Origin of the sequence: uncultured Sphaerotilus sp. (assembly GCF_963924895.1) — a bacterium.
GTDB lineage: Bacteria > Pseudomonadota > Gammaproteobacteria > Burkholderiales > Burkholderiaceae_C > Sphaerotilus.
In genome coordinates this window covers 18,549-41,034 of sequence record NZ_CAWURG010000033.1, presented here as the reverse complement: position 1 = coordinate 41,034, position 22,486 = coordinate 18,549, and the positions used below count along the sequence as shown (strand labels likewise).

The following is a 22,486-nucleotide window of genomic DNA, read 5'->3' as shown; positions in this document are numbered from 1 at the left end:
CGCCTTCTGCAGCAGGGACTGGCGGTCGATGCCTTCGAGTTCCTGGCCATGTGCCAGCACATTCGCCAGCGCCACCTGGAGTTCCGCCAGCCGTGCCTCGGCCTCGGTACGCAGGCCCACCCACAGGTCGGCCACGCTGGTACTGCTCAGGCGGTACAGCACGTACTTGCCATCCTTGCGGGTCTCGACGAGGCGGGCCAGCCGCAGCTCCCTGAGGTGTGCGCTGGTGAGCTTGACGCTGATGTCGGCCTGCGCTGCCAAGGTCTCGACGGTCTTCTCCCCCTGGCACAGCAATTCGACCAATTCCAGCCGCTTCGGGCTGGCCATGGCCTTGCCGATGCGGGCAACCTGCTCGTAGAGGTGGTTCTTGATCGCTCTGTGTGCCGTCATCCGAACATTCTAGTATTCATTGGAATGTCTCCACAACAGGATCAGATTCAGGTTCAGGTGCACGCCGCACACCTGTCTCGCTGTGACAGGTGTCACCGCCCGAATGGACGGACAACCGGCCACCGCCACACGCAGAAATCCCAGCGCCATCAAGCACTTGCACGATGCTGCGTCGCAACATGCCAGACGGGCACAGCCCTTGCGCAAAGCCTGTCTCCGACCCACCAGAACGGAGACAAGCCCATGACATCGACAGACACCGTCACCACGACTACCCCCACGCAGCAGGCCGCCGACTGGCTCGCCCGCTTCGGCGCCGCGCTCGCCGCCGGACAGGCCGACACCGCCGCCGCGCTGTTCGGCGAGGACAGCTACTGGCGCGACCTCGTCAGCTTCACCTGGAACCTCCGTACCGAGGAAGGCCGCGGCGCGATCCGCGAGATGCTGACCGCACGGCTGGCCGATGTGCAGCCGTCGAACTTCCAGCTTCAAGGCGACGCCACCGAGGCCGGCGGCATCACCGAGGCATGGTTCACCTTCGAGACCGCCGTGGCGCGCGGCCTGGGGCACCTGCGGCTCATGAACGGGCTGGCGTGGACCTTCCTGACCACGATGGTCGAGCTGAAGGGCCATGAGGAGAAGAAGGGAACACGCCGCATCAAGGGCGCCGAGCACGGTGTCCACCCCGGCCGCCACACCTGGCTGGAAGAGCGCCAGCACGAGGCCGCCACGCTCGGCTACACCGAACAACCCGAGGTCGTCATCATCGGCGGCGGGCAGGGCGGCATCGGGCTGGGCGCGCGGCTGCGGCGGCTGGGCGTGCCGACGATCATCATCGAGAAGAACGCCCGCGCCGGCGACTCCTGGCGCAACCGCTACAAGAGCCTGTGCCTGCACGACCCGGTCTGGTACGACCACATGCCCTACCTGCCGTTTCCGGACGACTGGCCGGTGTTCTGCCCCAAGGACAAGGTCGGCGACTGGCTGGAGAGCTACACCAAGCTGATGGAGCTGAACTACTGGAGCAGCACCGTCGCCGAGAAGGCGCGCTGGGACGAGGACGCGCAGCGCTGGGAGGTGCGCGTCGTGCGCGACGGCCAGCCGGTGACGCTGCGGCCGAAGCAGCTCGTGTTCGCGCTGGGCGTGTCGGGCTATGCCAACGTGCCGAAGATCCCCGGCGCCGAGACCTTCCTCGGCCAGCAGCACCACTCCAGCAAGCACCCTGGCGGCGACGCCTGGCGCGGCAAGAAGGCGGTCGTGCTCGGCTCGAACAACTCGGCGCACGACATCTGCGCCGACCTGTGGGAAAACGGCGCCGACGTGACCATGGTCCAGCGCTCGTCCACGCACATCGCGCCGTCGGACTCGCTGATGGAGCTGGCACTCGGCGGCCTGTACTCGGAGCAGGCGGTGGCCAGCGGCATCGACCACCACAAGGCCGACCTGGTCTTCGCCTCGGTGCCGTACAAGATCATGCACACCTTCCACATCCCCGTGTACGAGGAGATGAAGAAGCGCGACGCCGACCTCTACCGCCGCCTGGAAGAAGCCGGCTTCATGCTCGACTTCGGCGAGGACGGCTCGGGGCTGTTCATGAAGTACCTGCGCCGCGGCTCGGGCTACTACATCGACGTGGGCGCGAGCGAGCTGATCGCCAACGGCAGCGTCCACCTGCGCAGCCGCGTGGACATCGCGCGCGTCAACCCGACCTCGGTGACCTTGACCGACGGCAGCGAGTTGCCCTGCGACTTGTTGATCTACGCCACCGGCTACGGCTCGATGAACAACTGGCTGGCCGATCTGGTGTCGCCGGAGGTGGCGGACCGGGTGGGCAAGTGCTGGGGTCTGGGCTCGGCGACGACCAAGGATCCGGGGCCGTGGGAGGGCGAGCTGCGCAACATGTGGAAACCCACGCCTGTGGATCACCTGTGGATCCACGGCGGCAACCTGCACCAGTCGCGCCACTACTCGCAGTTCCTGTCGCTGCAGCTGAAGGCGCGCATGGAGAGCATTGCGACGCCGGTGTACAAGCCGGCGCCGAGCCACCACGTGCGCTGAAGGTGGCGGCGGTCAGCGCTCAGGTCGTTCTGGGCGCCGCGGTGACGGGCTGGCAGCGGTAGTGCCCGCTGGTGCGGATCTGCTGCGCCCGGCCCATGATCTCCAGCGTGCGCTCCTCGATCAGCGACAGGTCGCCGCTGGCGCGGTCGAACTTGCCGCTGATCCATGCCGCTTCGGAGCGGGCGCTGAAGCGCATCGTCTGGCCCTCCCGGATCACCGGGGTCAGGTAGCTGCGCACCATCACCTGATCGGCACGCAGGTGCAGGTCGATGCTGGTCGCGTACAGCTTGCGCGCCACCTGGGGCACCGGCTCGGCCGTGAACCAGGCGCTCGACTCCTCCTGGCCGCCGCAAGCGTATTCGCGGTCCCAGTCGGACAGGTTGTTGCAGCCGGACAGGGCCAAGGCGCTGGCGAGCAGCAGCGCAGCGCGGGGAAGGGTGCAGGAAAGCGGGGGCATGCGGAGGCGCCAGTGGTTTTTCCAGAGTGGGCCGCGGGGAGATGAAGTGGGCATGAAGCGCCCGGGGCCTTCCTTGCCATCGACACCGGGGCGTGACGCTTGCCCTGGTATCAGGCCCTGCGCATCGCCCTGGCTGACACCTTCGGCATCCATGCCCGTCTGATTTCGGCCTGTGCCGGCATCTCGAAATGTCGGTAAGTCAGCACCGCGAGGCCCAGCGTGAACCCGAGGAAGGCCAGAAAGAACAGGGGGTTTCCGGCGGGAATGGGGCGTCCGAGGTAGAAACAGACCAGCGCCGTCGCGAGCTGGATCGGAAAATGAATGAGGTAGCTGGAGTAAGTCACATTGCCCAGCATGAGGACGGTTTTCTCGATGCGGGTCGGCACCTTGAAGAACTCCGCCATGAAATACAGCAGGGCAGGGGTATACAGCAGGATGAACAGATGCTTGATGTATCTGGACTCGGAGAGTCCGGTCGTCAGCACGATGACGGGAGACGCGGTCAGAAACGTCAGCAGGAGGAGTTTCACCGGCTTCTGATGGGCCTTGGCGAACGCGGACCGGCTCACGGTCGCCGTGAGTCCCCCGAGGTAGAACGATGCGATGCAGCCGAACACGGGATGCGCCACCTTCGTCACCACGGCCGCGCCACCAACGGCCACCAGCACGAGACTCACCAGCGGTGATGGGCCGAAGGTTCTCACCGTCAGAAAGAACAGCAGGTAGACCAGGATCTCCAGCGAGATCGACCAGATCGGCCCGTTGAAGCTGTAGCCCTTCTGAAAACCCCAGTCACTGGCCATGAACAACTGCAGCACGAAGTGGTGCAGGTCATTGTCCGCGTAGACAAAGTAGCTTTGATGTGTACTGAAATAGATGCCCTGCATCGCCCAGACCAGCATCAATGTCACCAGATGCAGGGGATACAGACGCGAGAACCTGAACAGGAAAAACTTCCGGAAGTCGAGTTCCTTGCGGTGGATCGACGACCCGTATTTCCAGAAGAAGATGTATCCGCTGACGCACCAGAATACCTGGACGCCGCTGAATCCATAGTCATAGAAAAGCCGGAGCGCCGCATAGAACGGCTGGTCTTCCCGGACAAAACCGACCGGCTGCGCCGCAACATAATAAAAATGCTGGTAGTGCCAGACCAGCACCGCAATGGCAGAAATGAACCGGATGATTTCCAGTCCGGACAGCTTGCTGGAATCGGCCGGCCGGCGCGGCGGGGAGGGCGCTGTCGTTGGAATGGGCATTGGTGTAATTGTTACAATTTGATTCAAGAGTAACGACCGCATCGGTTCACGTCAATCCACCAACAGGGGGTGTGGCCCAGGAACTGCGCGACCTGTCTCTCGCCCACCGCATTCCGCTGCACTGCTAACATGCCTTCAGGCTGCCCAGCAGCCAACGTCGCTCGGACGGTTCCGGGCGCTCACGTGAAAGCCACTGCCAATGTCTTCCCCTGCCTCCACTTCGGGCAAGCGCCGCTTTGCGCGCATCGATCGCCTTCCCCCCTACGTCTTCAACATCACGGCCGAGCTGAAGCTCGCCGCGCGCCGCCGTGGCGAGGACATCATCGACCTCAGCATGGGCAACCCCGACGGCGCCACCCCCGCGCACATCGTCGCCAAGCTCACCGAGGTCGCGCAAAGGCCCGACACCCACGGCTACTCCACCAGCAAGGGGATCCCGCGCCTGCGCCGCGCGATCTCGCACTGGTACAAGGACCGCTATGCCGTCGACATCGACCCGGACAGCGAGGCCATCGTCACCATCGGCTCCAAGGAAGGGCTGGCGCACCTGATGCTCGCCACGCTCGACCGCGGCGACACCGTGCTGGTGCCCGATCCGAGCTACCCGATCCACATCTACGGCGCGGTGATCGCGGGGGCGGACATCCGCTCGGTGCCGAACGTGCCCGGCGTGGACTTCTTCGCCGAGCTGGAAAAGGCCATCCGCGGCAGCTACCCCAAGCCCAAGATGATGGTGCTCGGCTTCCCGAGCAACCCGACGGCGCAGTGCGTCGAGCTGGAGTTCTTCGAGCGCGTCATCGCGCTGGCCAAGAAACACGAGATCCTCGTCGTGCACGACCTGGCCTACGCCGACATCTGCTTCGACGGCTGGAAGGCGCCGTCGATCATGCAGGTGCCCGGCGCCAAGGACATCGCGGTGGAGTTCTTCACGCTGAGCAAGAGCTACAACATGGCCGGCTGGCGCATCGGCTTCATGGTCGGCAACCCGGACCTCGTCGCGGCGCTGGCACGCATCAAGAGCTACCACGACTACGGCACCTTCACGCCGCTGCAGGTCGCCGCCATCGCCGCGCTGGAAGGCGATCAGCAGTGCGTCAAGGACATCGCCGCGACCTACCAGAAGCGCCGCGACGTGCTGGTCAAGGGCCTGCGCGAGATCGGCTGGGATGTCGAATGCCCGAAGGCGTCGATGTACATCTGGGCGAAGATCCCCGAGCGCTATGCGGCGATGGGCTCGCTGGAATTCGCCAAGCTGCTGATGGAGAAGGCCAAGGTCTGCGTCTCGCCCGGCATCGGCTTCGGCGACCACGGCGATGACCATGTGCGGTTCGCGCTGATCGAGAACGAGGGGCGGATACGGCAGGCGGTGCGGGGGATCAAGGCGATGTTCAAGGCGGAGGGGGCGGGCGGCTGAGCCTGTGCGTCACCTGTATCGCAAACTGGATTCTTCAATCGAAGATATCCATAATGCGATACAAGATGCCCACCAAACAGCCTCCCATGTTCCCCAAACAAACCCAGCGGCTCACCGCGCTGGGCGAGCGCCTGCGGCTGGCGAGGCTGCGCCGCCAGATGAGCGTCGAGACGATGTGCGAACGCGCCGACCTCTCGCGCATGACGCTGTACCGCGCCGAGGAGGGCAGCCCCGCCGTGGCGCTCGGCACCTACCTGCGCATCCTGTCGGCGCTGAAGCTCGATGGGGATCTGGACCTGCTGGCGCGGGATGACGTGCTCGGGCGGACGCTGCAGGATCTGGCACTGCCGCCGCGTCGCAGGCGTCGGCCAGCACCCGAGGAGCCGACGTGAGCGCCGCGGTCGAGGTCTGGCTGGACGCCGATTTCGACCCGCAGATGCGGCGCGTAGGGACGCTGCACCACGACCGCGGACAACTGCGCTTCGAGTACACACCGGACTGGCTGCGCTCACCGACGAGCTTTGCGGTCGATCCCGAATTGATGCTGGCGCGTGGCGCACACTTTCCTAGACCGGACCAAGGCAATTTCCGGGTCTTCGATGACTCAGCGCCCGACCGCTGGGGACAGACGCTGATGAAGCGCCGCGAGGCGCTGGATGCCAAGGATGCACAGCGTCCAGCGCGGGTGCTGCACGCCTGGGATTTCCTGCTGGGCGTCCAGGACCAGACGCGGCAAGGGGCGCTGCGATTCCGCGATCTGGCGGTGTCGGACCCGACCGCGGGTTTTCTGGCGTCGCATCCGCTACCAGCGCCGCCTGTCACAAGCCTGCGTGAGCTGGAAGCGGTCGCTTACGAACTGACCAGCACGCGCATCGACAACGCCGACGCGCTGCGCCGCTGGCTGTCGGTGCTGGTGGCGCCTGGTGCATCGCTGGGTGGAGCGCGCCCCAAGGCGAACATCACCGACACCGACGGCAGCCTGTGGATCGCCAAGTTCCCCGCACGTGACGATGACCGCGACATCGGCGCCTGGGAGCACCTCACGCACACGCTGGCGGAACAGGCCGGGATCGACGTGCCCGAAGCGCGTGTGCTGAGGCTAGGTTCTCGGGGACACGCCACGTTCCTGGTGAAGCGGTTCGACCGTGTGGGCGGACGGCGCCGGTTTTACGCATCGGCGATGGCCCTGCTCCAGAAGGATGCCAGCGAAGGCAGCAGTTACGTCGAGTTGGCCGAGTTCCTCCAGCAGAACGGCGCGGCCGGGCACATCAAGGCCGATCTGGCGCAGTTGTTCCGGCGCGTGGTCTTCAATGTGGCGGTGGGGAACCGGGACGATCACCTGCGCAACCACGGCTTCATCCTGACCGCGGCCGGCTGGCGGCTCGCCCCGGCGTTCGATGTGAACCCGAACGTGGACAAGGCGGAGCACGTGCTGAACCTCGATCTGGACGACCCCCGCCCGAGCGTGCGGAGCGTGCTCTCGACGGCACCGTGGTACGGGTTGACCGAGGCGCAGGGACGGGCTGTTGTCGCCGAGGTGTTGGCGGTCACACGGCCGTGGCGGGAAGCGGCGGTGCGTGCGGGCATCGCAAGCGCCGAGATCGACGGGATGGCAGCGGCGTTCGACATGTCGGATCGACCGGATCCACTTGGTCTCATGTTGTAACAATCGCTTTCTCCGAACGCTTGGCGCTGCCTGAACGGCGTTCCTCTGCGCACGCAAAATCGTTGCACGGCGTCACCGTGGATCAAACGTCGGGGAGAGGACCACAACGCACGCAATGGCTGCGCTTCCGCACACAGCGCCAGACGAATCCAGCGAGTTGGTTTGCCCAAGTGCAGCATCCAAGTGAACACAAGATCTGCTCGCCCACCAGTTGAAATTCCCCGACCTTCGCATCGTCACCCCCGAAGCCCTTCTGCGCGAGGAGACCCCATGACCGCCCTGACCATCCGCCTGCCCGACGACCAGCACCAACGCCTGAAGGCGCTGTCCCGCCGCCGCGGCACCAGCATCAACCGCCTGATCGACGAGATGACCACGCTGATGCTGGCCGAGTTCGACGCGGAGACCCGCTTTGCGCTCAGGTCCGAACGTGGTCAGGGACAGGAAGCCCGTGGGCTGGCCTTGCTGCAGAAGGCCGCGGAAGAACAGCTGTGAACCATCTACTCGACCTGCTGCGCCAGCCACCCGGCCTTCACCCCGTTTCCCCGGAAACCCCGAACGCCCCCGACCGTTTCTGGGCAGAAGGCCGCTTGCCCGCCGAGCACCTGTCCATCGAGGTCGAAGGACTCGGCCCGCTGCCCCAGCCCCTGCCGCCCGCCCAAGCCCAGGCGCTGCACGACCTCAGCGAACCCGCGCAATTCGGCCTGCGCGACCAGACCCTGCTCGACCCCACCGTGCGCCACACCGGCGAGGTCAGCGCCGACCTGCTCAGCCTCGACTGGCAGCCCGGCGCCTTCGCCGCGCTGAAGCAGTCGGTCGCGCAGGCGCTCGGCGTGGAGCAGCTCGACGCCTGGCTGCACAACCTGCTGATCTACGGCCCCGGCCAGTTCTTCAAGCCGCACCAGGACACCGAGAAACACCCCGGCATGGTCGCCACGCTGGTGCTGGTCTGGCCGTCGCCGCACCTCGGCGGGACGCTGCGGGTGCAACTGGGACCGCAGGAAACCGTCCTGTCGTCGCAGCACCTGCAGGCGCAGGACATCCGCTGGTTCGCGTTCTATGCCGACTGCCGGCACGAGGTGCTGCCCGTGCAGGAGGGCTGGCGCGTCGCGTTGACCTTCGATCTGGTGCTGCCCGCCGAGGCGGAGCGGCCGGCCGTCCCTGCGGGGCTGCAGACGGCGCTGGAACACGGGCTGCGGCAGCAGTTCGCGCTGGACAGCGACACGCCGAGCATGGCCCCGTGGGTGCTGCTGCTGGACCACGAGTACACCGAACACGGCCTGCGCTGGCCGCTGCTCAAGGGGGAGGACCGCTGGCGCGTGGCGGCGCTGCGTGCGGCGGCCGAGGCGCTCGGGCTGCGCCTGCACCTGGCGCTGGCCGAGCTGCACCAGACCTGGAGCGCCGAGCCCGCCCCCCGGTCACGCTGGGGCCGCCATGACGACGCGGGAGATCCCCAACCGGGCGAGCTGATCGACGAGTCGCTGTCGCTGGACTTCTGGGTCGATGAAGACGACAAGGTCGGCCCGCGCAGCAGCCTGTCCGTGAAACTCGACGACACCACCAGCTTCACCGAGACCGGCCGCGCGCACCTCGTGGACGAGCAGTACGAAGGCTACATGGGCAACTACGGCGAGACGCTGGACTACTGGTACCGCCGCGCAGCGCTGGTGATCCAGTCACCGCTGGCGGCCGAGCGGGATCGGTTCGAACTCGACTTTGACGCGGCCCTGGCAGACCTGCAGCGGCTGGCCGGACTGCCCGCAGAATCCGCCACCCTGGCCAGTCGCGTGCAGGTGGCGGCACGCACGCTGGCCTATCAGGTGAGCGCCCGTGGTCGCACCTTGCTCGACGCCTGTGCCGAGATCGCCGCCGCCCTGCCCGACCCCGAAGCCGCCACGGCACTGCTGGCGGGCTTCGATCCGAGTGGTTTCCTGCCAGAAGATGCCGCGGTCCTGGCGCGACTGCAGCGCGAGCGAGGCACCCCTTGGCTGCGCACCGTGCTGCAGCGCTGGAGCGATCCGCAGGCGCGGCGATTCGCCGCCGTGACCGGGTGGCGTGCGCAATGGGGTTCGAACCTGTCCATGACGGCGCTGTGGCCGACACCGCTGCCGGCGTTCACGCAGGCCGCCCTGGACGCGGGCTGGAGTCTGGAGTTGCTGGACGACTGGTTCGACACTTGCCTGGCAGCACTGAAACGATTCGATCAGGCCCGCGTGCAGGCGAAGCCGGCCAACCGGATGCAACTGCAACCCGGACTGCTGCAGGCGGTGGACGAACTGGCGCAGTCCCTCGTGCTGCGGGCGGACGACGGCGTGGAGGATCTGCAAGTCCTGATCGACCATGTGCTCGCACACCCGGGCTTGTATCCCCGCACGCAGTTGGCATCCTTCACGCAGTCCATCGGCGCCTTGTCCCACCAGTGGCCGCAGGACCAGCCCCTGCACGCCCGCGTGACCGAGGCGCTGCGCACTGCTCTGACCGAGCCTCTTCGCGACATCTCGGACCACCACCTGCGCGGCGTGGAGTGGGTCTGCCGCTGCAAGGACTGCCTGGGCATGATCCCCTGGGCCGAGTCCACCAGCGCAGAGCCCCTCGTGCTGGCGATGGCCGAGCCGCGCCGCCAGCATGTCCAGTCACAGTTCGAGACCGCGGGCGCACCGCTCACCGCGACCACGCTGCGGCAAGGCTCGCCGCACAAGCTGGTGCTGCACAAGCCCGGTGATCTGCAGGAACGCGATCGGGCGGTGCGCCAAGCGTGGGCGCGCGACTTGGCCGCGCTGATCCCCTGACCCACGGACTTCAAGCCCGCAGCACATCGATCCCGAAGGCCTTCAGCGGCGCCCGGTGGCATCGGGAGTGTCCGTCGCCATCACCACCGTCTAGGCGGCGCACTGCGCGATCAGCTCGTAAGAGCGCAGCCGCGCCGCGTGGTCGTGCGTGGCGCCGGCGATGATGAGTTCGTCCGCCCCCGTGCGCTCGACCAGTGCCCGCAGCCCGTCGCGCACCGTCGCGGGCGAGCCGACCACCGCCACCGACAGCATCCGCTCGACCTGCCGCCGCTCGGCCGGGCTCCACAGCGCGTCCATGTTGTCCACAGGCGGCGGCAGCGGCCCGCGCTGGTTGCGCACCATCCCGAGGAAGCGCTGCTGGATCGATGTGAATAACTTCTGTGCTTCAGCGTCGGTGTCCGCGGCGATCACGTTGGTGCCGACCATCGCGTAGGGCTGTGGATAACTGGCCGACGGGCGGAAGGAGCTGCGGTAGATGTCCAGCGCCTGCATCAGCATGTCCGGCGCAAAATGCGAGGCGAAGGCGAACGGACGGCCCAGGTAAGCGGCCAGTTGCGCGCCGTAGAGCGACGATCCGAGCAGCCAGATCGGCACGTGCGTGCCCGTGCCGGGAATGGCCTGCACGGCCTGGCCGGCTTCCGGCTCGCCGAGGTAGCGCTGCAGCTCCATCACGTCCTGTGGAAAACTGTCCTCGTCGCTGCTGTGCTGGTGGCGGCGCATGGCGCGCGCGGTGGCCTGGTCGGTGCCGGGGGCGCGACCAAGGCCGAGGTCGATGCGGCCGGGGTAGAGCGTGGCCAGCGTGCCGAACTGCTCCGCCACGACCAGCGGCGCATGGTTCGGCAGCATCACCCCGCCGGAGCCGACGCGGATCGTCGAGGTGCCACCCGCGATGTGCCCGACCAGCACCGCGGTGGCGGAGCAGGCGAGGCCCGCCATGTTGTGGTGTTCCGCGAGCCAGTAGCGGCGGTAACCCCAGCGTTCGGCGTGCTGCGCGAGGTCGAGGGCGTGGCGCAGCGCGGTGGCGGCATCACTGCCGGCAGCGATGGGGGCGAGGTCGAGGACGGAAACGGCGATCATGGCCGCATCTTCGCGCAATCCACCTCGCCCCGCTGTCCGCCATGGAACACCCCCGCCGCCCGACTTGTCCACAGTGCGCCCGCCCGCTGCGCACCTGCCTGTGCCGCTGGGTCACGCCGGTGGACAACGGGGTCGAGGTGCTGATCCTGCAGCATCCGCTCGAAGTCGGACAGGCCAAGGGCAGCGCCGTGCTGCTGCAGCGCAGCCTGCGGAACAGCCACTTGTCCACAGGCGAGCAGTTCGACGCCGCCGAGCTGGACACCCTGCTGCACGCGGGCGGCCGGACCAGCGTGCTGCTGTATCCGGACGATCCTGGAACCGCACCGGCTGTGGATAACCCGCCCATCCAGCCACCCATTCCCGCCGAAGCAGGGCGCCTGCGGCTGGTCGTGCTCGACGGCACCTGGCGCAAGAGCCGCAAGCTACTGCACCTGAACCTGGCGTTGCAGCGGCTGCCACGGCTCGCGCTGGCCGAGCCGCCGCCCTCGCAGTACACGATCCGCAAAGCGCACCGACCGGACCAGTTGTCCACACTGGAGGCGACCTGCCTCGCGCTGGCGCAACTCGAATCGGCGCCCGAGCGTTACGCGCCGCTGCTGTCCGCGTTCAGCGGATTCGTCAGCCACCTCGCAGTGACCGCCAAGGCGGGAACCGCTTCAGCCGAGACCGGCGAGCGCGGCGACGAGGTCTGAGAACAGCGGCCGCTGCGCCACCTGCGGCTGCAGGCAGGCGTCGCGCAGCGTGGCAAGCGCGGCGCACCGAGGGTCGGCCGGGTTGTCCACAGCGGCCAGCAGTTCTTCCAGCAGACACCCGAAGGCACGCACCTCCAGCCGCTGCAGCGCCACCGCCGTCGCGCGGTCGTCCGGATCGAAAAACGACGCGGCGCCGAAGTCGCTGAGCAGGGCACGGTCGCGTGTATTCCACAGGATGTTGTGGCCGTACAGGTCGCCGTGCAGCAACCCTCGGGTGTGCAGATGCGCGGCTGCGCTCGCCACGGAAGAGGCGATTATCAACAGCTTGTCCACAGAGATGTCAAACCCGTCGGCATAGACATCCCGGCTGCACGAGGCGAAGCTCGGCGGCCCGGCCAGCGGCTGGAACGACGGGTCGAGCAGCGGCAGCACCAGGCCCGGCGTCGGGTCGTCCGGGTTGTGGACAAGCCCCTCCACACCGACCAGCCCTGGGTGTCCGGAGGCGGCGATGGTGGCCGCCATCTCGCTGTCCGGCAGGCCGTCGCTGGTCACCGAACCCTTGAACAGTTTCACCGCTACCTCTGTGGATAACAATTCACTGCTTGTCCACGTCGCCTTGTGGATAACACCGGAGGCGCCTTCGCCCAGCACTCGGTGGATGCACAGGTTTTCCCAGGGGATCTGTGGAATATTCGTCCTGTGAAGGCTGTGAGAAAGACTGTGGAAAACCGGGTTGCCACCGACCGCCAGCCAAGCCAGGCGGGGCATGGACAGCACCCAGTCGGGCAGTGTTTCCAGCCGGTTCGCGGCCAGCCGCAACAGCGCCAGTTCTCCACAGCCGGACAGATCGGGCAGTGCGCTCAGGCGGTTGCCGGCGAGCATCAGCTTCTCCAGCCGCGGGCGCGCACCGAGGCTGTCGGGCAGCGTCTCGACCGCGTTGTCGGTGAGGATCAGCCAGCGCAGCCGCGGGGGCAGGGACTCGGCCGGCACGTGGGCGATCCGGTTCGCCTTGAAGCCCACCATCTCCAGTTGTCCACAGCTTCCTAACACGGGGGGCAGCGTGGTGAAGGCATTGTCCGAACAGAAGATGACCCGCAGCCGGTGCAGCCGCGGCAGGTCCTCGGGCAGGGCGGACAGGCGGTTGCCGGTCAGGTTCAGGACTTCGAGCGTGTCGGCCAGGTCGAAGACCTCGCGCGGCAGTTCGGTCAGGCCGCAGGCGAGGTCGAGGCGGCGGGCGCCGGCGAGTTCACCGCGGCGCAGGGATGTCAGGGAATGCATGGAAATGCCATGTAGTGACAGGGAAGTGGACGGTCGGAAAAGCTGGAGATCGGTCGAATCTGAAAAATCGTGCAACCATCCGCGCCGGTTGTACCGACCAGCACCCGCCCCGCCCAGAAGAGTCGCGAACACGATGATGCCTGCACCAATCCCCGAAGACGACACCGAACGCCTGGCCCGCCTGCGTGCGCTCGCCATCCTTGACAGCGAGGCCGAGCCGATCTTCGACACCCTCACCCAGCTGGCGTCCCGGCTCTGCGGCACGCCGATCGCGCTGCTCAGCCTGATCGACGGCGACCGGCAGTGGTTCAAATCCAGTGTCGGCATGCCGGGCGTGACGCAGACGCCCCTCGACGCGTCCTTCTGCTCTCACGCGATCCGCAACGACGCGGTGATGTCGGTGAGCGATGCGCGGATCGATCCCCGCTTCCAGAACCATCCGATGGTGCTGGGCGAGCCGGGCTTCCGCCTCTACGCCGGCGCGCCGCTGACGCTGTCGGACGGCCACCGCGTCGGCACGCTGTGTGTCGTCGACCGCCAGCCGGGGCAGCTCGATGCGCACCAGCTGGAGACGCTGCAGCAACTCGCGGCGGTGGCGGTGCACGCGATGGAAATGCGGGTGCGGGCGATCGATGCGCTCGACGCGCTCCACGACAGCCGCGAGATGCTGCATGTGACGCTGCGCTCCATCGCCGACGCCGTGATCACCACCGACGCCCAGGGCGCGGTCACCTGGCTGAACCCGGTGGCCGAACGCATGACCGGCTGGTGCAACCACGATGCGCAGGGCCGGGCGATCGAGGACGTGTTCTGCATCGTCCACGATGAGACCCGCCAGACGGCGCCCAACCCGGTGCGCGCCAGCCTGCACGAGCGCTGCACCACCGGACTGGCCGACCACACGGTGCTGATCTCGCGCGATGGCAGCGAGCGCGGCATCGAGGACTCGGCCGCGCCGATCTGCGATGCCAACGGCACGATGCACGGCGTCGTGCTCGTCTTCCACGACGTGACCGAGCAGCGCCGCCTCAGCCACGAGATGAACCACCGCGCCAGCCACGATGCGCTGACCGGGCTGGTCAACCGCAGCGAGTTCGACCTGCGCCTGCACCGGGTGCTGGCGCGGGCACAGCTCGACCGCAGCGACAACGCACTGCTCTACATCGACCTCGACCAGTTCAAGCTGGTCAACGATGCCTGCGGCCACGCCGCCGGCGACCAGCTGCTGCGCCAGATCAGCCATCTGCTGCGCAGCACGGTCCGCACGCGCGACACGCTGGCGCGGCTGGGCGGCGACGAGTTCGGGGTCCTGCTCGAACACTGCACGACCGAGCAGGCGCTGCGGGTGGCGCAGCAGGTCTGCGACCAGATGGACGAGTTCCGCTTCCACCACGGGGAGCGGCGCTTCCGGATCGGCGCCAGCATCGGGCTGGTGCCGGTGGATGCGCGCTGGGTCGGTGCCACGGCGGTCCTGCAGGCGGCCGATGCCTCGTGCTACGCCGCCAAGGAGGCCGGCCGCAACCGTGTCCACGCCTGGCACGACACCGACGAGGCGCTGCGCGAGCGCCACGGCCAGATGGAGTGGATCAACCGGCTGGAGCAGGCGCTCGATGAAGACCGCTTCGAGCTGCACGGCCAGCGCATCCTGCCGGTCGGCACCGCCGCCGCCGGGTTGCACTGCGAGGTGCTGCTGCGCCTGCGTGAATCCGACGGCACGCTGGTCTTGCCCGGCGCCTTCCTGCCGGCGGCCGAGCGCTTCCAGATGGCCACGCGCATCGACCGCTGGGTGCTGCGCCGGGTGTTCGACGAGCTGGCGGAGGTTGACGTGATGCCCGATGTCATCGCCGTCAACCTCTCGGGCCAGTCGCTGGGCGACCGCAGCTTCCACCGCTACGTCGCCGACCTGGTCGCCGAGGCACGCTTCGATGTGACCCGCCTGTGCTTCGAGGTCACGGAAACCGCCGCGATCACCCACCTCGGCGATGCCGCGGTCTTCATGTCCGAGATGCGGGCGCTGGGCCTCCACATCGCGCTCGACGACTTCGGGGCAGGGACCTCGTCGTTCGGCTACCTGAAGACGCTGCCCGTGGACGTGCTCAAGATCGACGGCCAGTTCATCTGTGACCTGCCCCATGACGCACTGGACCTGGCCGCCGTGCGCTGCTTCCGCGACGTGGCGCGCGTGGTGGGCGTGCGCACCGTGGCGGAGTTTGTCGAGACCGAGGCGGTGCTGGCCCAGCTCGGCGAGATCGGCATCGACTTCGCGCAGGGCTACCTCGTGCACCGGCCCGAGCCGCTGGCCGGGCTGCTCGGCGCCCGGCGTCCGCTGGCGCTGCCAGCCTGACCGGCGCGGCCTGTCAGCGCAGCAATGGTCGGGAGGCCACGCGGCGCTCGATGTCGGCCTTCATGCGCTCATAGGCCGGCGCGCCAACCCCGCCATAGGTCGCCTTGAACGCGGCCTCGCTCAGGAACTCGGGCAGATCGGCCACGCCGGGCATGAAGTCCTCGTCCGTCACGCCCTTCGAGAGTTCGGCCTGCAGCCGCTTCGGGTCGTTCACGGCGATCTGGCCGAAGCGGGTGCCGGCGCGGTCGGCGGCGATGTCGTTGAAGCTGAAGCCGCTGCCGCCGCGCGAGTCGGAGATTTCCTTGTACAGCCCGATGGCGTCCGCCAGCCGGCCGCCACCTTCGGCCGCGAGCACGGCCGACACGAGGAAGTGCATCGAAAAATCCTCGCGCCCGCGCAGCAGCACCGGGTGCGGCACGGGCTGGGCCCAGCCACGCGCCTCCTGCACGAAGCGCGACGGGCTCTGGCCGGTGGCATAGAGCGCCAGCGCGATCAGCGCGGTGCGGTTTTCCAGGGCCGCCGCCGCATCGTCCCCGCCCGCGGCGGCCGCGCGCACCCGCGCCAGCTCGAACATCGGTGGCAGCAGGCCGGCCAGCGGCACCGTGTCATGCGCCGGGCGCACCAGCGGCGCCAGCCGGTCGACGTAGGCGCGCAGCCGCTGCTGGTCCACCGGCGGCAGCATCACCGCACGCAGGCCTTCCGGCCGCCAGACGTAGTCCAGCACGATCTCGGTCGGCTGCAGCGTGATGCGCTGCACCATGCCCACCACCGTCTGCACCTGCTCGGTGAGCTGGTAATGCGCGATGCCCTGCACCAGCAGCCAGCGCGCCAGCCCGGTCGGCACCGGAATGCGGCCGATCTGCAGCTGCTCCAGCTGGGGCCAGCCGGCCGTCTGGTGCACCCGCGCCTCGACGTTCAGCCAGCGGCCGAAGGGGCTGCGCGGCACCTGCAGGCTGAGTTGCACCCGTGCCGCCTGGTCTTCCAGCACGACGCGGCCGGCCCCGTGCAGCAGGCGCCGGGCGGCGTCGTGGACGATCAGGTCCAGGTCGCGGCCATCGGCGTGGAAGGTGCGCACCACCTCGCCCTCCTGCGGGTGCTTGCGCGGGTCCGCCGCGCTGAGCAGGTCCCGCACGCGGGCGACGTCCGCCGCGGTCATCGCCGAATCGCGCTCGACCAGCGCCCGGTCGTGCATCGCCAGCCAGGCGAGCAGCACGGCCGACAGCACGAGGGCCACCACGACCGACAGCAGCAGCTTGAGAACAGTTTTCATGATGCGGCGCATCTTAGACGCGCCGGACAACTCTGCCGACTCTGCCGCTTCAGGACCGGGGGTCGGTGCGGTCGTCCGGCAGGTAGATCTGGTCGGAATACGTGGCCAGCCACTCGGGCCGGAAGGCCACGAAGACCGCCACGACCATGCCGGTCAGGAAGGCATCGCCCCACGCCGCCAGCCAGCGGCCGATCATCTGCTCGCCGGGGTCGAGCCCCGCGGTGCCGCCATGCAGCCACATCGACAGCGCGCCGCTCAGCACCAGGCTGAGGGCGGTGACGACAAAGCCGCGGCCGAGGATGTAGACGAACAGGTGGTGCGGCAGCCAGCGCCGCACCGCTGCACCCAGTCCCAGCGCCAGCGTCGCCGGCACGATGCCGAGCCAGACCAGCCGGTGCAGCGCCTCGGCCGTGTCCAGACCGGCCATCAGCGCGGTGGCCACGGCGACCGGCACCATCGCCAGCACCGCCATCGGCCAGCCGGTGAGCAGCATCAGCAGCACTGCGCCGGACAGCGGCTGCACGACGGCCATCGCCACATAGCGGTCGGTGCCCCAGAACAGCGGCATCGCCGACCACCACGCCAGCCACGCCCACGGCGGCCCCTCGGCCCGCGCCGCACGCCAGGGCCGCAGCGCCAGCGCCACCACGAGTGCCGCCACGGCGAGCAGGAGATCCAGGGTCATCCGGTGATCGTATCGGGTGCTTCGCGGGGCCGGGATGACGCCAGTCAAGGCTGGCAGGCCGTCCGGACTTCGCACTCGGACACGAATGAAACTGAAACGACCCGACACGCCGGATATCCGACGAAGCAGCGGTGGCCATACCGGCTACAGTCCCGGGCAAATTCCAGGACTTCGAATCACGGCCGGCATTGCCCTCCCCATGGCGTCAACTTCCTCCCCCCGCAAGACCCCCTCTGCCCGCAAGCGTGCAGCCCCCCGCCCGACCACCGCGTCCGACCTCGTCGAGGCCCCGGTGACGGCCACGCCCGACACGGTCCCCGACCACACCCCCGACACGGTCGCTGCCCCCGCAGCAGCACCGGCCCGCAAGCGCGCACCGCGCAAGACCCCCGTCCGCGCCGCCGCGCAGCCGGTGGAAGCCGAAGCCGCCCCAGTGGTGGCCGCCGCGCCGGTCGAAGTGCCGGCAGCCCCAGCTCCGGCTCCGGCAGAACCCGCCGTCACCGCACCGGCCAAAAAAGCCGCACGCCGCACACCTGCGCGCAAGAAGGCTGCGGCCCCCGTCACCGAACCGGTGGCCGTGGCAGAACCGGTGTCCGCACCGGAACCGCTGCCCGAGCCCGAGCCAGTGCCCGCGCCGACCCCGGCGGCTGAGCCGGCTCCGGTGCCCGAGGCCGAGCCGATCCCTGCCGTGGAAGCACCCGCCGCCCCGCCGCCGGACCTGCGTCCGCCGCACAGCAGCGTGACGCTGCTGCCGGGCGTGCGCCAGCAGTTGCACTGGGTGGCCGGCCGCGGCTGTCCGCCGGAGCTGGATGCGGCCGCGCAGGCGCTGGGCATGCCCACCGACGCCGCCCCGCTGGTCAACGACCTGGCGCTGGTCGATCTGGTGCGCCTGGCCCGCGAACGGCGCCACACGCTGCAGGTGGACGAGGCCGTGTGGGACTGGCTGGCCCAGGCCCGCGACATGCGTTCCCGCGTCGCGCACCTGGAGGCGGGCCACCCGGCCGGCCCGCTCAGCCCCGCGCTGGCGGCACTGGTGACCGGCACGCTGCGCCCCTACCAGGCCGAAGGCGCGCTCTACGCCGCCTGCGCCGGCCGCAGCCTGCTGGCCGATGACGCCGGCCTGGGCAAGACCGTGCAGGCCATCGCGGCCCTGCGGCTGATCGGCCAGAGCTTCGGCGCGGCGCGGGCGCTGGTGCTGTGCCCGCCCGAGCGGCTGGCGCACTGGCACGCGCAGTGGCAGCAGTGGACCGGCACCGCCGCCGTCACGCTGGACACGCTGTCCGCCGCAACCGCCCCATCCACGGACACCGACGCACCGATCACCGCCGTGATCGCCGATCTGGACAGCCTCGCGGGCGACCTCGACCGTCTGCAGGCGCTGGACGCGGACGTGGTGGTCATCGACGAGCCCGCCGACGCGACCGCCTCCCTCTGGGCCCATCCCGACAGCGTGGCCCGGCTGCAATCGCTCGCCGGCAGCCCCTGGGCCCTCGTGCTCGCCCGCACGCCGCTGGACGACCGCCCGGACGCCTGGCAGGCCATGCTCGACTGGATCGACGGCAGCCGGTTTGGCGCCGTCGCCGCCTTGCAGGGCGGTCACTTCGACGCGCTGGCGCCGTGGATGCTGCGCCGCTCGCGCACTTTCGTGCTGCGCCAGCTGCCCGAGACGGTCGAGCAGACCACGCGGGTCACGCTGCCGCCGGACCTGCGCGCCACCCACGACACGCTGCTGGGCCAGGTGCGCCGCAGCGTGCAGCGCTGGCAGCGCAGCCAGTTCCTCGGCAGCAGCGAGCAGCGCCAGCTGCTGCGCACGCTGCACGCGCTGCGCCAGTGCGGCCAGGACGGCAAGATCGACGCCGCCCTGCAAGCCATCGACATGGCCCTGGGCACGCCCGAGACCAAGGTGGTCGTGTTCAGCCAATGGCCGGCGGCGCTCGACGCGCTGGGCACGGCTCTGGAGGCGCGCGGCACCACCTTCCGCCGCCTCCATCCCGAGCTGGTCGGCGACGCCCGGCGGGCGCTGATCGGCGAGTTCCAGCAGGCGCCGGAGCTGCGCGTGCTGCTGTGCAACGACGACGACCGCGGTGGGCAGCTTGGCCTGCGCCACGCGGCCACGGCGATCGTCCACCTCGACCGCCCGTGGAACCCGGCCCTGCTGATGCAGCGCCTGAGCCGCGTGCACCGCACCGACCGCGTGCGGCTGGTGGCCGTGCACCACGTGCTGGTGGACGACAGCATCGAGTCGCGTCTGGTGGACGCCCAGCAGACCGACGCCGGACGCGAGTGCTTCGTCGGCCTGGTCGACGGGCCGAACGCCGACGTCTTCCTCGAAGGCCCGCGGCTGACGCGGTTCCTGCGCGCCCTGGCCGCGCTGGTCGATCCGACCGCGCTGAACCCGGGCTGAGCACGGCCCGCCGGGCGCTGCACCCGCGGCAGCACCCGGCTACCATCGCGGCGATTTTCTCCACCACAGGAACGCCGCCATGACCGCTGCCCTCGGCACCCCGGAGCTGATGTCGATCGCCGCCACGCTGGGCTGGGCCAGCGGGCTGCGGCTGTACGCCGTGCTCTTCTGCACCGGGCTGGCCGGGCACCTGGGCTGGATCCCGCTGCCGGGCGGGCTGCTCTGGCTGCAGCAGCCGGTGGTGCTGGGCGCGAGCGGCCTGATGCTGGCGGCCGAGTTCTTCGCCGACAAGATCCCCGGCTTCGACTCCTTCTGGGACCTGCTGCACACCTTCGTGCGCATCCCGGCGGGGGCGGCGCTGGCGGCGTCGGTCTTTGGTGGCGACGAAGGCAGCTGGTCGATGGCCGCGGCCGTGCTCGGCGGCTCGCTGGCGGCCACCGCGCATGTGGCCAAGACGACGACGCGGGCGGCGTTCAACACCTCGCCCGAACCCTTCAGCAACTGGGGGCTGTCGCTGGCAGGGGATGCTGCGGTGCCGGCGATGCTGTGGCTGTCGTGGGTCCAGCCGATGTGGGCCGCGGTCGGGCTCGGCGTGGCCGTGGTGGTGATGCTGGGACTGACCTTCTGGCTGCTGCGCCACGTGCGGGCGCTGCTGCGGGGGCTGGTGCAGCGTTTCAGCGGCGTGTCGACAGCGCAGGACTGACAGCGGCCGCCCGCAGAGGCGCCAGCGGCGTCTGGGTCATCAGGAACTGCTCGGCCAACCGGCCCAGCTCTGCGCTGCCGCAGGCCCGGCACAGGCTGAGCACCGCGCGGGCGTATTCGGGCGGGCCGAGCATCAGGTGGATGTCCACATCCTCGCCCATCTCGTGCATGAGCAGATCGTGGATGCGGCTGGCAATCTGGTGGCGGACTGGGTCGTGCATGGCGGTCTCCTAGGTGTACCTCCATTGCATGGGCCGTGCCGGCCAGATCGCAGATTCGATCACGCCCCCGGAGCCACCCGCCACCGCCACGCACCAAGGTCTGTCGGGGTAACTACCGGACCCCGCCCGCAGACATGCGCAGCGCCGCTTCAGGCCGCCCCGGATTGGTGCGCGGGCAGCAACCGTCCGGTCAGATCGCCTTGCGCAGATTGGCCGGCGAGATCTTGAGCGCCTCGCGGTACTTGGCCACCGTGCGGCGTGCGACCTGGATGCCCTGTTCTTCCAGCATCGTGCTGAGCTGGCTGTCGGAGAGCGGCTTCTTCTGGTCCTCGGCGGCAACGAACTGCTTGATCAGCGCGCGCACCGCCGTGCTCGACGCATTGCCGCCCGCCTCGGTGTTCAGCGAGGAGCCGAAGAAGTACTTCAGCTCGAAGGTGCCGAAGGGCGTGTTCATGTACTTGGCGGTGGTCACGCGCGAGATGGTGGACTCGTGCAGGCCCAGCTCGTCGGCGATCTCCCGCAGCACCAGCGGCTTCATCGCGATCTCGCCGTGGGTGAAGAAGCCCTTCTGGCGCTCGACGATGGCCTGCGAGACGCGCTGGATGGTGTCGAAGCGCTGCAGGATGTTCTTGACGAACCAGCGCGCCTCCTGAAGGCGCACCGCCAGGGTCGCGCCGCCGGCGTCGCCCTGGCGCTGGCTGCGGTGCTGGCGCAGGACCTGGGCGTAGAGGTCGTTGATGCGCAGCTTGGGCATCACGTCCGGATTCAGCACGACGCGCCAGCCGCGGCCGGCCTTCTGCACGATCACGTCCGGCACGACGATGTTGGCCTCGGCACGGGCGAAGCGCCGGCCCGGCTTGGGCTCCAGCGTGAGGATGAGCGACTGGGCGTCGCGGATGTCGTCCTCGTCGGCGCCGGTGGCGGCCGTGAGCTTCTTCATGTCGCGCCGCGCCAGCAGCTCCAGGTGGCCCTGGCAGATCAGCATGGCCACACGCTGCGCCTCGGTGCGGTCGCATTCGCGCAGCTGCAGCACCAGGCATTCGCCCAGATCGCGGGCCCCGACACCGCAGGGCTCCAGGTTCTGCAGCCAGCCCAGGGCGCAGCGCAGCCGGTCGATCAGCTCCTCGCGCAGCGCAGCGGCTTCCTCGTCGCCGGGCGTGTCGCCGATCGACAGCTCGATGGCCAGCCGCTCGGCGATGTCTTCCAGGGCGTCGGCCAGGTAGCCGTCCTCGTTGAGCGAGTCGATCAGCGCTTCGACCAGCAGCATGTCCTCGTTCGCAAGCCGCATCCCGAGCAGCTGGCCACGCAGGTGGTCGTTGAGGCTTTCGGTGAGGCTGGAGCGCTCGCTCCAGTCGCCGTCCTCGTCCTCGACGCCGTTGCTGCGCGCACCGGACACGTCCGAGAGGCTGTCGTAGTCTTCGCGCTCGCTGCCGGAGTCCCAGTCGTTGCTGTCGCTGGCGCTGCTGTTGAAGTCGAGCTGGTCGACGCCGGGCGTCTCGGCCTCGGAGGTCGTGCTGGTCGCGGTGGCTGTGCTGTCGCCGCCATCCCAGTCGTCGCTGGCACTGGCGCTGCGCTCGGGCGGAGCCAGGGTGGCATCCGCCATGGGCCGGTCCTGGGCAACACCCTCTTCATCGACTTCCAGGAAGGGATTCGCTTCGAGCATCTGCTCGACTTCCTGGTGCAGCTCCAGTGTCGAGAGCTGCAGCAGCCGGATCGATTGCTGCAGCTGTGGCGTCAGCGCCAGGTGCTGCGACAGGCGGACCTGCAGGGATGGTTTCAT

19 protein-coding genes are annotated in these 22,486 nt (G+C 68.9%); 10 read left to right on the top strand and 9 right to left on the bottom strand.

Features of this window, described 5'->3' with window-relative positions:
• On the bottom strand, window positions 1-390 hold a 390-nt coding region (locus tag AABN02_RS12850; protein ID WP_338415325.1), incomplete at its 3' end, for a metalloregulator ArsR/SmtB family transcription factor.
• A gap of 243 nt (window positions 391-633) precedes the next feature.
• On the opposite strand from AABN02_RS12850, the gene AABN02_RS12845 reads away from it, so the two are divergent.
• Window positions 634-2,448: an NAD(P)/FAD-dependent oxidoreductase gene (locus AABN02_RS12845; RefSeq protein ID WP_338415324.1), complete on the top strand. Its 1,815-nt coding sequence runs from the start codon at window positions 634-636 to the stop codon at window positions 2,446-2,448.
• A gap of 19 nt (window positions 2,449-2,467) precedes the next feature.
• Here the strand turns inward: AABN02_RS12845 and AABN02_RS12840 are convergent, their stop codons facing one another.
• Both AABN02_RS12840 and AABN02_RS12835 read right to left on the bottom strand, forming a co-directional pair.
• A complete protein-coding gene (locus tag AABN02_RS12840; RefSeq protein WP_338415323.1) occupies window positions 2,468-2,905 on the bottom strand; it encodes a hypothetical protein in 438 nt (145 codons plus the stop codon).
• A 110-nt stretch (window positions 2,906-3,015) separates the two neighbouring features.
• Entirely contained in the window at window positions 3,016-4,164 is a 1,149-nt protein-coding gene (locus tag AABN02_RS12835) for an acyltransferase (protein WP_338415322.1), read from the bottom strand.
• Between the two features lie 199 nt (window positions 4,165-4,363).
• Here AABN02_RS12835 and alaC point away from each other — a divergent pair, with 199 nt between their 5' ends.
• The 5 genes from alaC (at window position 4,364) to AABN02_RS12810 (ending at window position 10,033) form a co-directional block, all read left to right on the top strand.
• Window positions 4,364-5,578, top strand: a complete 1,215-nt coding sequence (gene alaC, locus AABN02_RS12830; RefSeq protein WP_338415321.1) for an alanine transaminase — start codon at window positions 4,364-4,366, stop codon at window positions 5,576-5,578.
• Window positions 5,579-5,664: 86 nt separating this feature from the next.
• Complete coding sequence (locus AABN02_RS12825) at window positions 5,665-5,970, top strand: helix-turn-helix domain-containing protein (protein WP_338415320.1); 306 nt, start codon at window positions 5,665-5,667, stop codon at window positions 5,968-5,970.
• Window positions 5,967-7,244, top strand: a complete 1,278-nt coding sequence (locus tag AABN02_RS12820; RefSeq protein WP_338415319.1) for a type II toxin-antitoxin system HipA family toxin — start codon at window positions 5,967-5,969, stop codon at window positions 7,242-7,244. Before AABN02_RS12825 ends, AABN02_RS12820 begins: the two co-directional genes overlap by 4 nt.
• Window positions 7,245-7,514: 270 nt before the next feature.
• Window positions 7,515-7,739 (top strand): ribbon-helix-helix domain-containing protein, encoded by a 225-nt coding sequence (locus tag AABN02_RS12815; RefSeq protein WP_338415318.1) that lies wholly within the window; start codon window positions 7,515-7,517, stop codon window positions 7,737-7,739.
• A complete protein-coding gene (locus AABN02_RS12810; protein WP_338415317.1) occupies window positions 7,736-10,033 on the top strand; it encodes a 2OG-Fe(II) oxygenase in 2,298 nt (765 codons plus the stop codon). Before AABN02_RS12815 ends, AABN02_RS12810 begins: the two co-directional genes overlap by 4 nt.
• A gap of 90 nt (window positions 10,034-10,123) precedes the next feature.
• Here AABN02_RS12810 and AABN02_RS12805 read toward each other — a convergent pair whose 3' ends face one another.
• Window positions 10,124-11,110, bottom strand: coding sequence for an LLM class flavin-dependent oxidoreductase (locus AABN02_RS12805; RefSeq protein WP_338415316.1), 987 nt, complete (start codon window positions 11,108-11,110; stop codon window positions 10,124-10,126).
• Between the two features lie 41 nt (window positions 11,111-11,151).
• Here AABN02_RS12805 and AABN02_RS12800 point away from each other — a divergent pair, with 41 nt between their 5' ends.
• Complete coding sequence (locus AABN02_RS12800) at window positions 11,152-11,802, top strand: tRNA-uridine aminocarboxypropyltransferase (protein ID WP_338415315.1); 651 nt, start codon at window positions 11,152-11,154, stop codon at window positions 11,800-11,802.
• Here AABN02_RS12800 and AABN02_RS12795 read toward each other — a convergent pair.
• The gene (locus tag AABN02_RS12795) at window positions 11,767-13,080 is read right to left on the bottom strand and encodes a protein kinase (RefSeq protein WP_338415326.1); all 1,314 of its coding nucleotides are present in this window, start codon (window positions 13,078-13,080) and stop codon (window positions 11,767-11,769) included. The two genes, AABN02_RS12800 and AABN02_RS12795, sit on opposite strands and share 36 nt — an antisense overlap.
• A gap of 136 nt (window positions 13,081-13,216) precedes the next feature.
• Here AABN02_RS12795 and AABN02_RS12790 point away from each other — a divergent pair, with 136 nt between their 5' ends.
• Entirely contained in the window at window positions 13,217-15,424 is a 2,208-nt protein-coding gene (locus tag AABN02_RS12790) for an EAL domain-containing protein (RefSeq protein ID WP_338415314.1), read from the top strand.
• A 13-nt stretch (window positions 15,425-15,437) separates the two neighbouring features.
• Here the strand turns inward: AABN02_RS12790 and AABN02_RS12785 are convergent, their stop codons facing one another.
• Complete coding sequence (locus AABN02_RS12785; protein WP_338415313.1) at window positions 15,438-16,694, bottom strand: hypothetical protein; 1,257 nt, start codon at window positions 16,692-16,694, stop codon at window positions 15,438-15,440.
• A gap of 49 nt (window positions 16,695-16,743) precedes the next feature.
• Entirely contained in the window at window positions 16,744-17,379 is a 636-nt protein-coding gene (locus tag AABN02_RS12780; RefSeq protein WP_338415312.1) for a hypothetical protein, read from the bottom strand.
• Between the two features lie 199 nt (window positions 17,380-17,578).
• On the opposite strand from AABN02_RS12780, the gene AABN02_RS12775 reads away from it, so the two are divergent.
• Both AABN02_RS12775 and AABN02_RS12770 read left to right on the top strand, forming a co-directional pair.
• Entirely contained in the window at window positions 17,579-19,783 is a 2,205-nt protein-coding gene (locus tag AABN02_RS12775) for a DEAD/DEAH box helicase (protein ID WP_338415311.1), read from the top strand.
• Window positions 19,784-19,862: 79 nt separating this feature from the next.
• Window positions 19,863-20,486, top strand: a complete 624-nt coding sequence (locus AABN02_RS12770; RefSeq protein WP_338415310.1) for a DUF4126 domain-containing protein — start codon at window positions 19,863-19,865, stop codon at window positions 20,484-20,486.
• Here AABN02_RS12770 and AABN02_RS12765 read toward each other — a convergent pair.
• Together AABN02_RS12765 and AABN02_RS12760 are read right to left on the bottom strand one after the other, a co-directional pair.
• The gene (locus AABN02_RS12765) at window positions 20,458-20,706 is read right to left on the bottom strand and encodes a hypothetical protein (protein ID WP_338415309.1); all 249 of its coding nucleotides are present in this window, start codon (window positions 20,704-20,706) and stop codon (window positions 20,458-20,460) included. The two genes, AABN02_RS12770 and AABN02_RS12765, sit on opposite strands and share 29 nt — an antisense overlap.
• Before the next feature lie 190 nt (window positions 20,707-20,896).
• On the bottom strand, window positions 20,897-22,486 hold the full coding sequence (locus tag AABN02_RS12760; protein WP_338415308.1) for an RNA polymerase factor sigma-54: 1,590 nt from the start codon (window positions 22,484-22,486) through the stop codon (window positions 20,897-20,899).

Bases quoted from the DNA above. Each gene is read 5' to 3' on its own strand.
- AABN02_RS12845 (WP_338415324.1), top strand. From the start codon at position 634: ATGACATCGACAGACACCGTCACCACGACTACCCCCACGCAGCAGGCC.
- AABN02_RS12840 (WP_338415323.1), bottom strand. From the start codon at position 2,905: ATGCCCCCGCTTTCCTGCACCCTTCCCCGCGCTGCGCTGCTGCTCGCC.
- AABN02_RS12835 (WP_338415322.1), bottom strand. From the start codon at position 4,164: ATGCCCATTCCAACGACAGCGCCCTCCCCGCCGCGCCGGCCGGCCGAT.
- alaC (WP_338415321.1), top strand. From the start codon at position 4,364: ATGTCTTCCCCTGCCTCCACTTCGGGCAAGCGCCGCTTTGCGCGCATC.
- AABN02_RS12825 (WP_338415320.1), top strand. From the start codon at position 5,665: ATGTTCCCCAAACAAACCCAGCGGCTCACCGCGCTGGGCGAGCGCCTG.
- AABN02_RS12815 (WP_338415318.1), top strand. From the start codon at position 7,515: ATGACCGCCCTGACCATCCGCCTGCCCGACGACCAGCACCAACGCCTG.
- AABN02_RS12805 (WP_338415316.1), bottom strand. From the start codon at position 11,110: ATGATCGCCGTTTCCGTCCTCGACCTCGCCCCCATCGCTGCCGGCAGT.
- AABN02_RS12800 (WP_338415315.1), top strand. From the start codon at position 11,152: ATGGAACACCCCCGCCGCCCGACTTGTCCACAGTGCGCCCGCCCGCTG.
- AABN02_RS12795 (WP_338415326.1), bottom strand. From the start codon at position 13,080: ATGCATTCCCTGACATCCCTGCGCCGCGGTGAACTCGCCGGCGCCCGC.
- AABN02_RS12790 (WP_338415314.1), top strand. From the start codon at position 13,217: ATGCCTGCACCAATCCCCGAAGACGACACCGAACGCCTGGCCCGCCTG.
- AABN02_RS12785 (WP_338415313.1), bottom strand. From the start codon at position 16,694: ATGAAAACTGTTCTCAAGCTGCTGCTGTCGGTCGTGGTGGCCCTCGTG.
- AABN02_RS12780 (WP_338415312.1), bottom strand. From the start codon at position 17,379: ATGACCCTGGATCTCCTGCTCGCCGTGGCGGCACTCGTGGTGGCGCTG.
- AABN02_RS12775 (WP_338415311.1), top strand. From the start codon at position 17,579: ATGGCGTCAACTTCCTCCCCCCGCAAGACCCCCTCTGCCCGCAAGCGT.
- AABN02_RS12770 (WP_338415310.1), top strand. From the start codon at position 19,863: ATGACCGCTGCCCTCGGCACCCCGGAGCTGATGTCGATCGCCGCCACG.
- AABN02_RS12765 (WP_338415309.1), bottom strand. From the start codon at position 20,706: ATGCACGACCCAGTCCGCCACCAGATTGCCAGCCGCATCCACGATCTG.
- AABN02_RS12760 (WP_338415308.1), bottom strand. From the start codon at position 22,486: ATGAAACCATCCCTGCAGGTCCGCCTGTCGCAGCACCTGGCGCTGACG.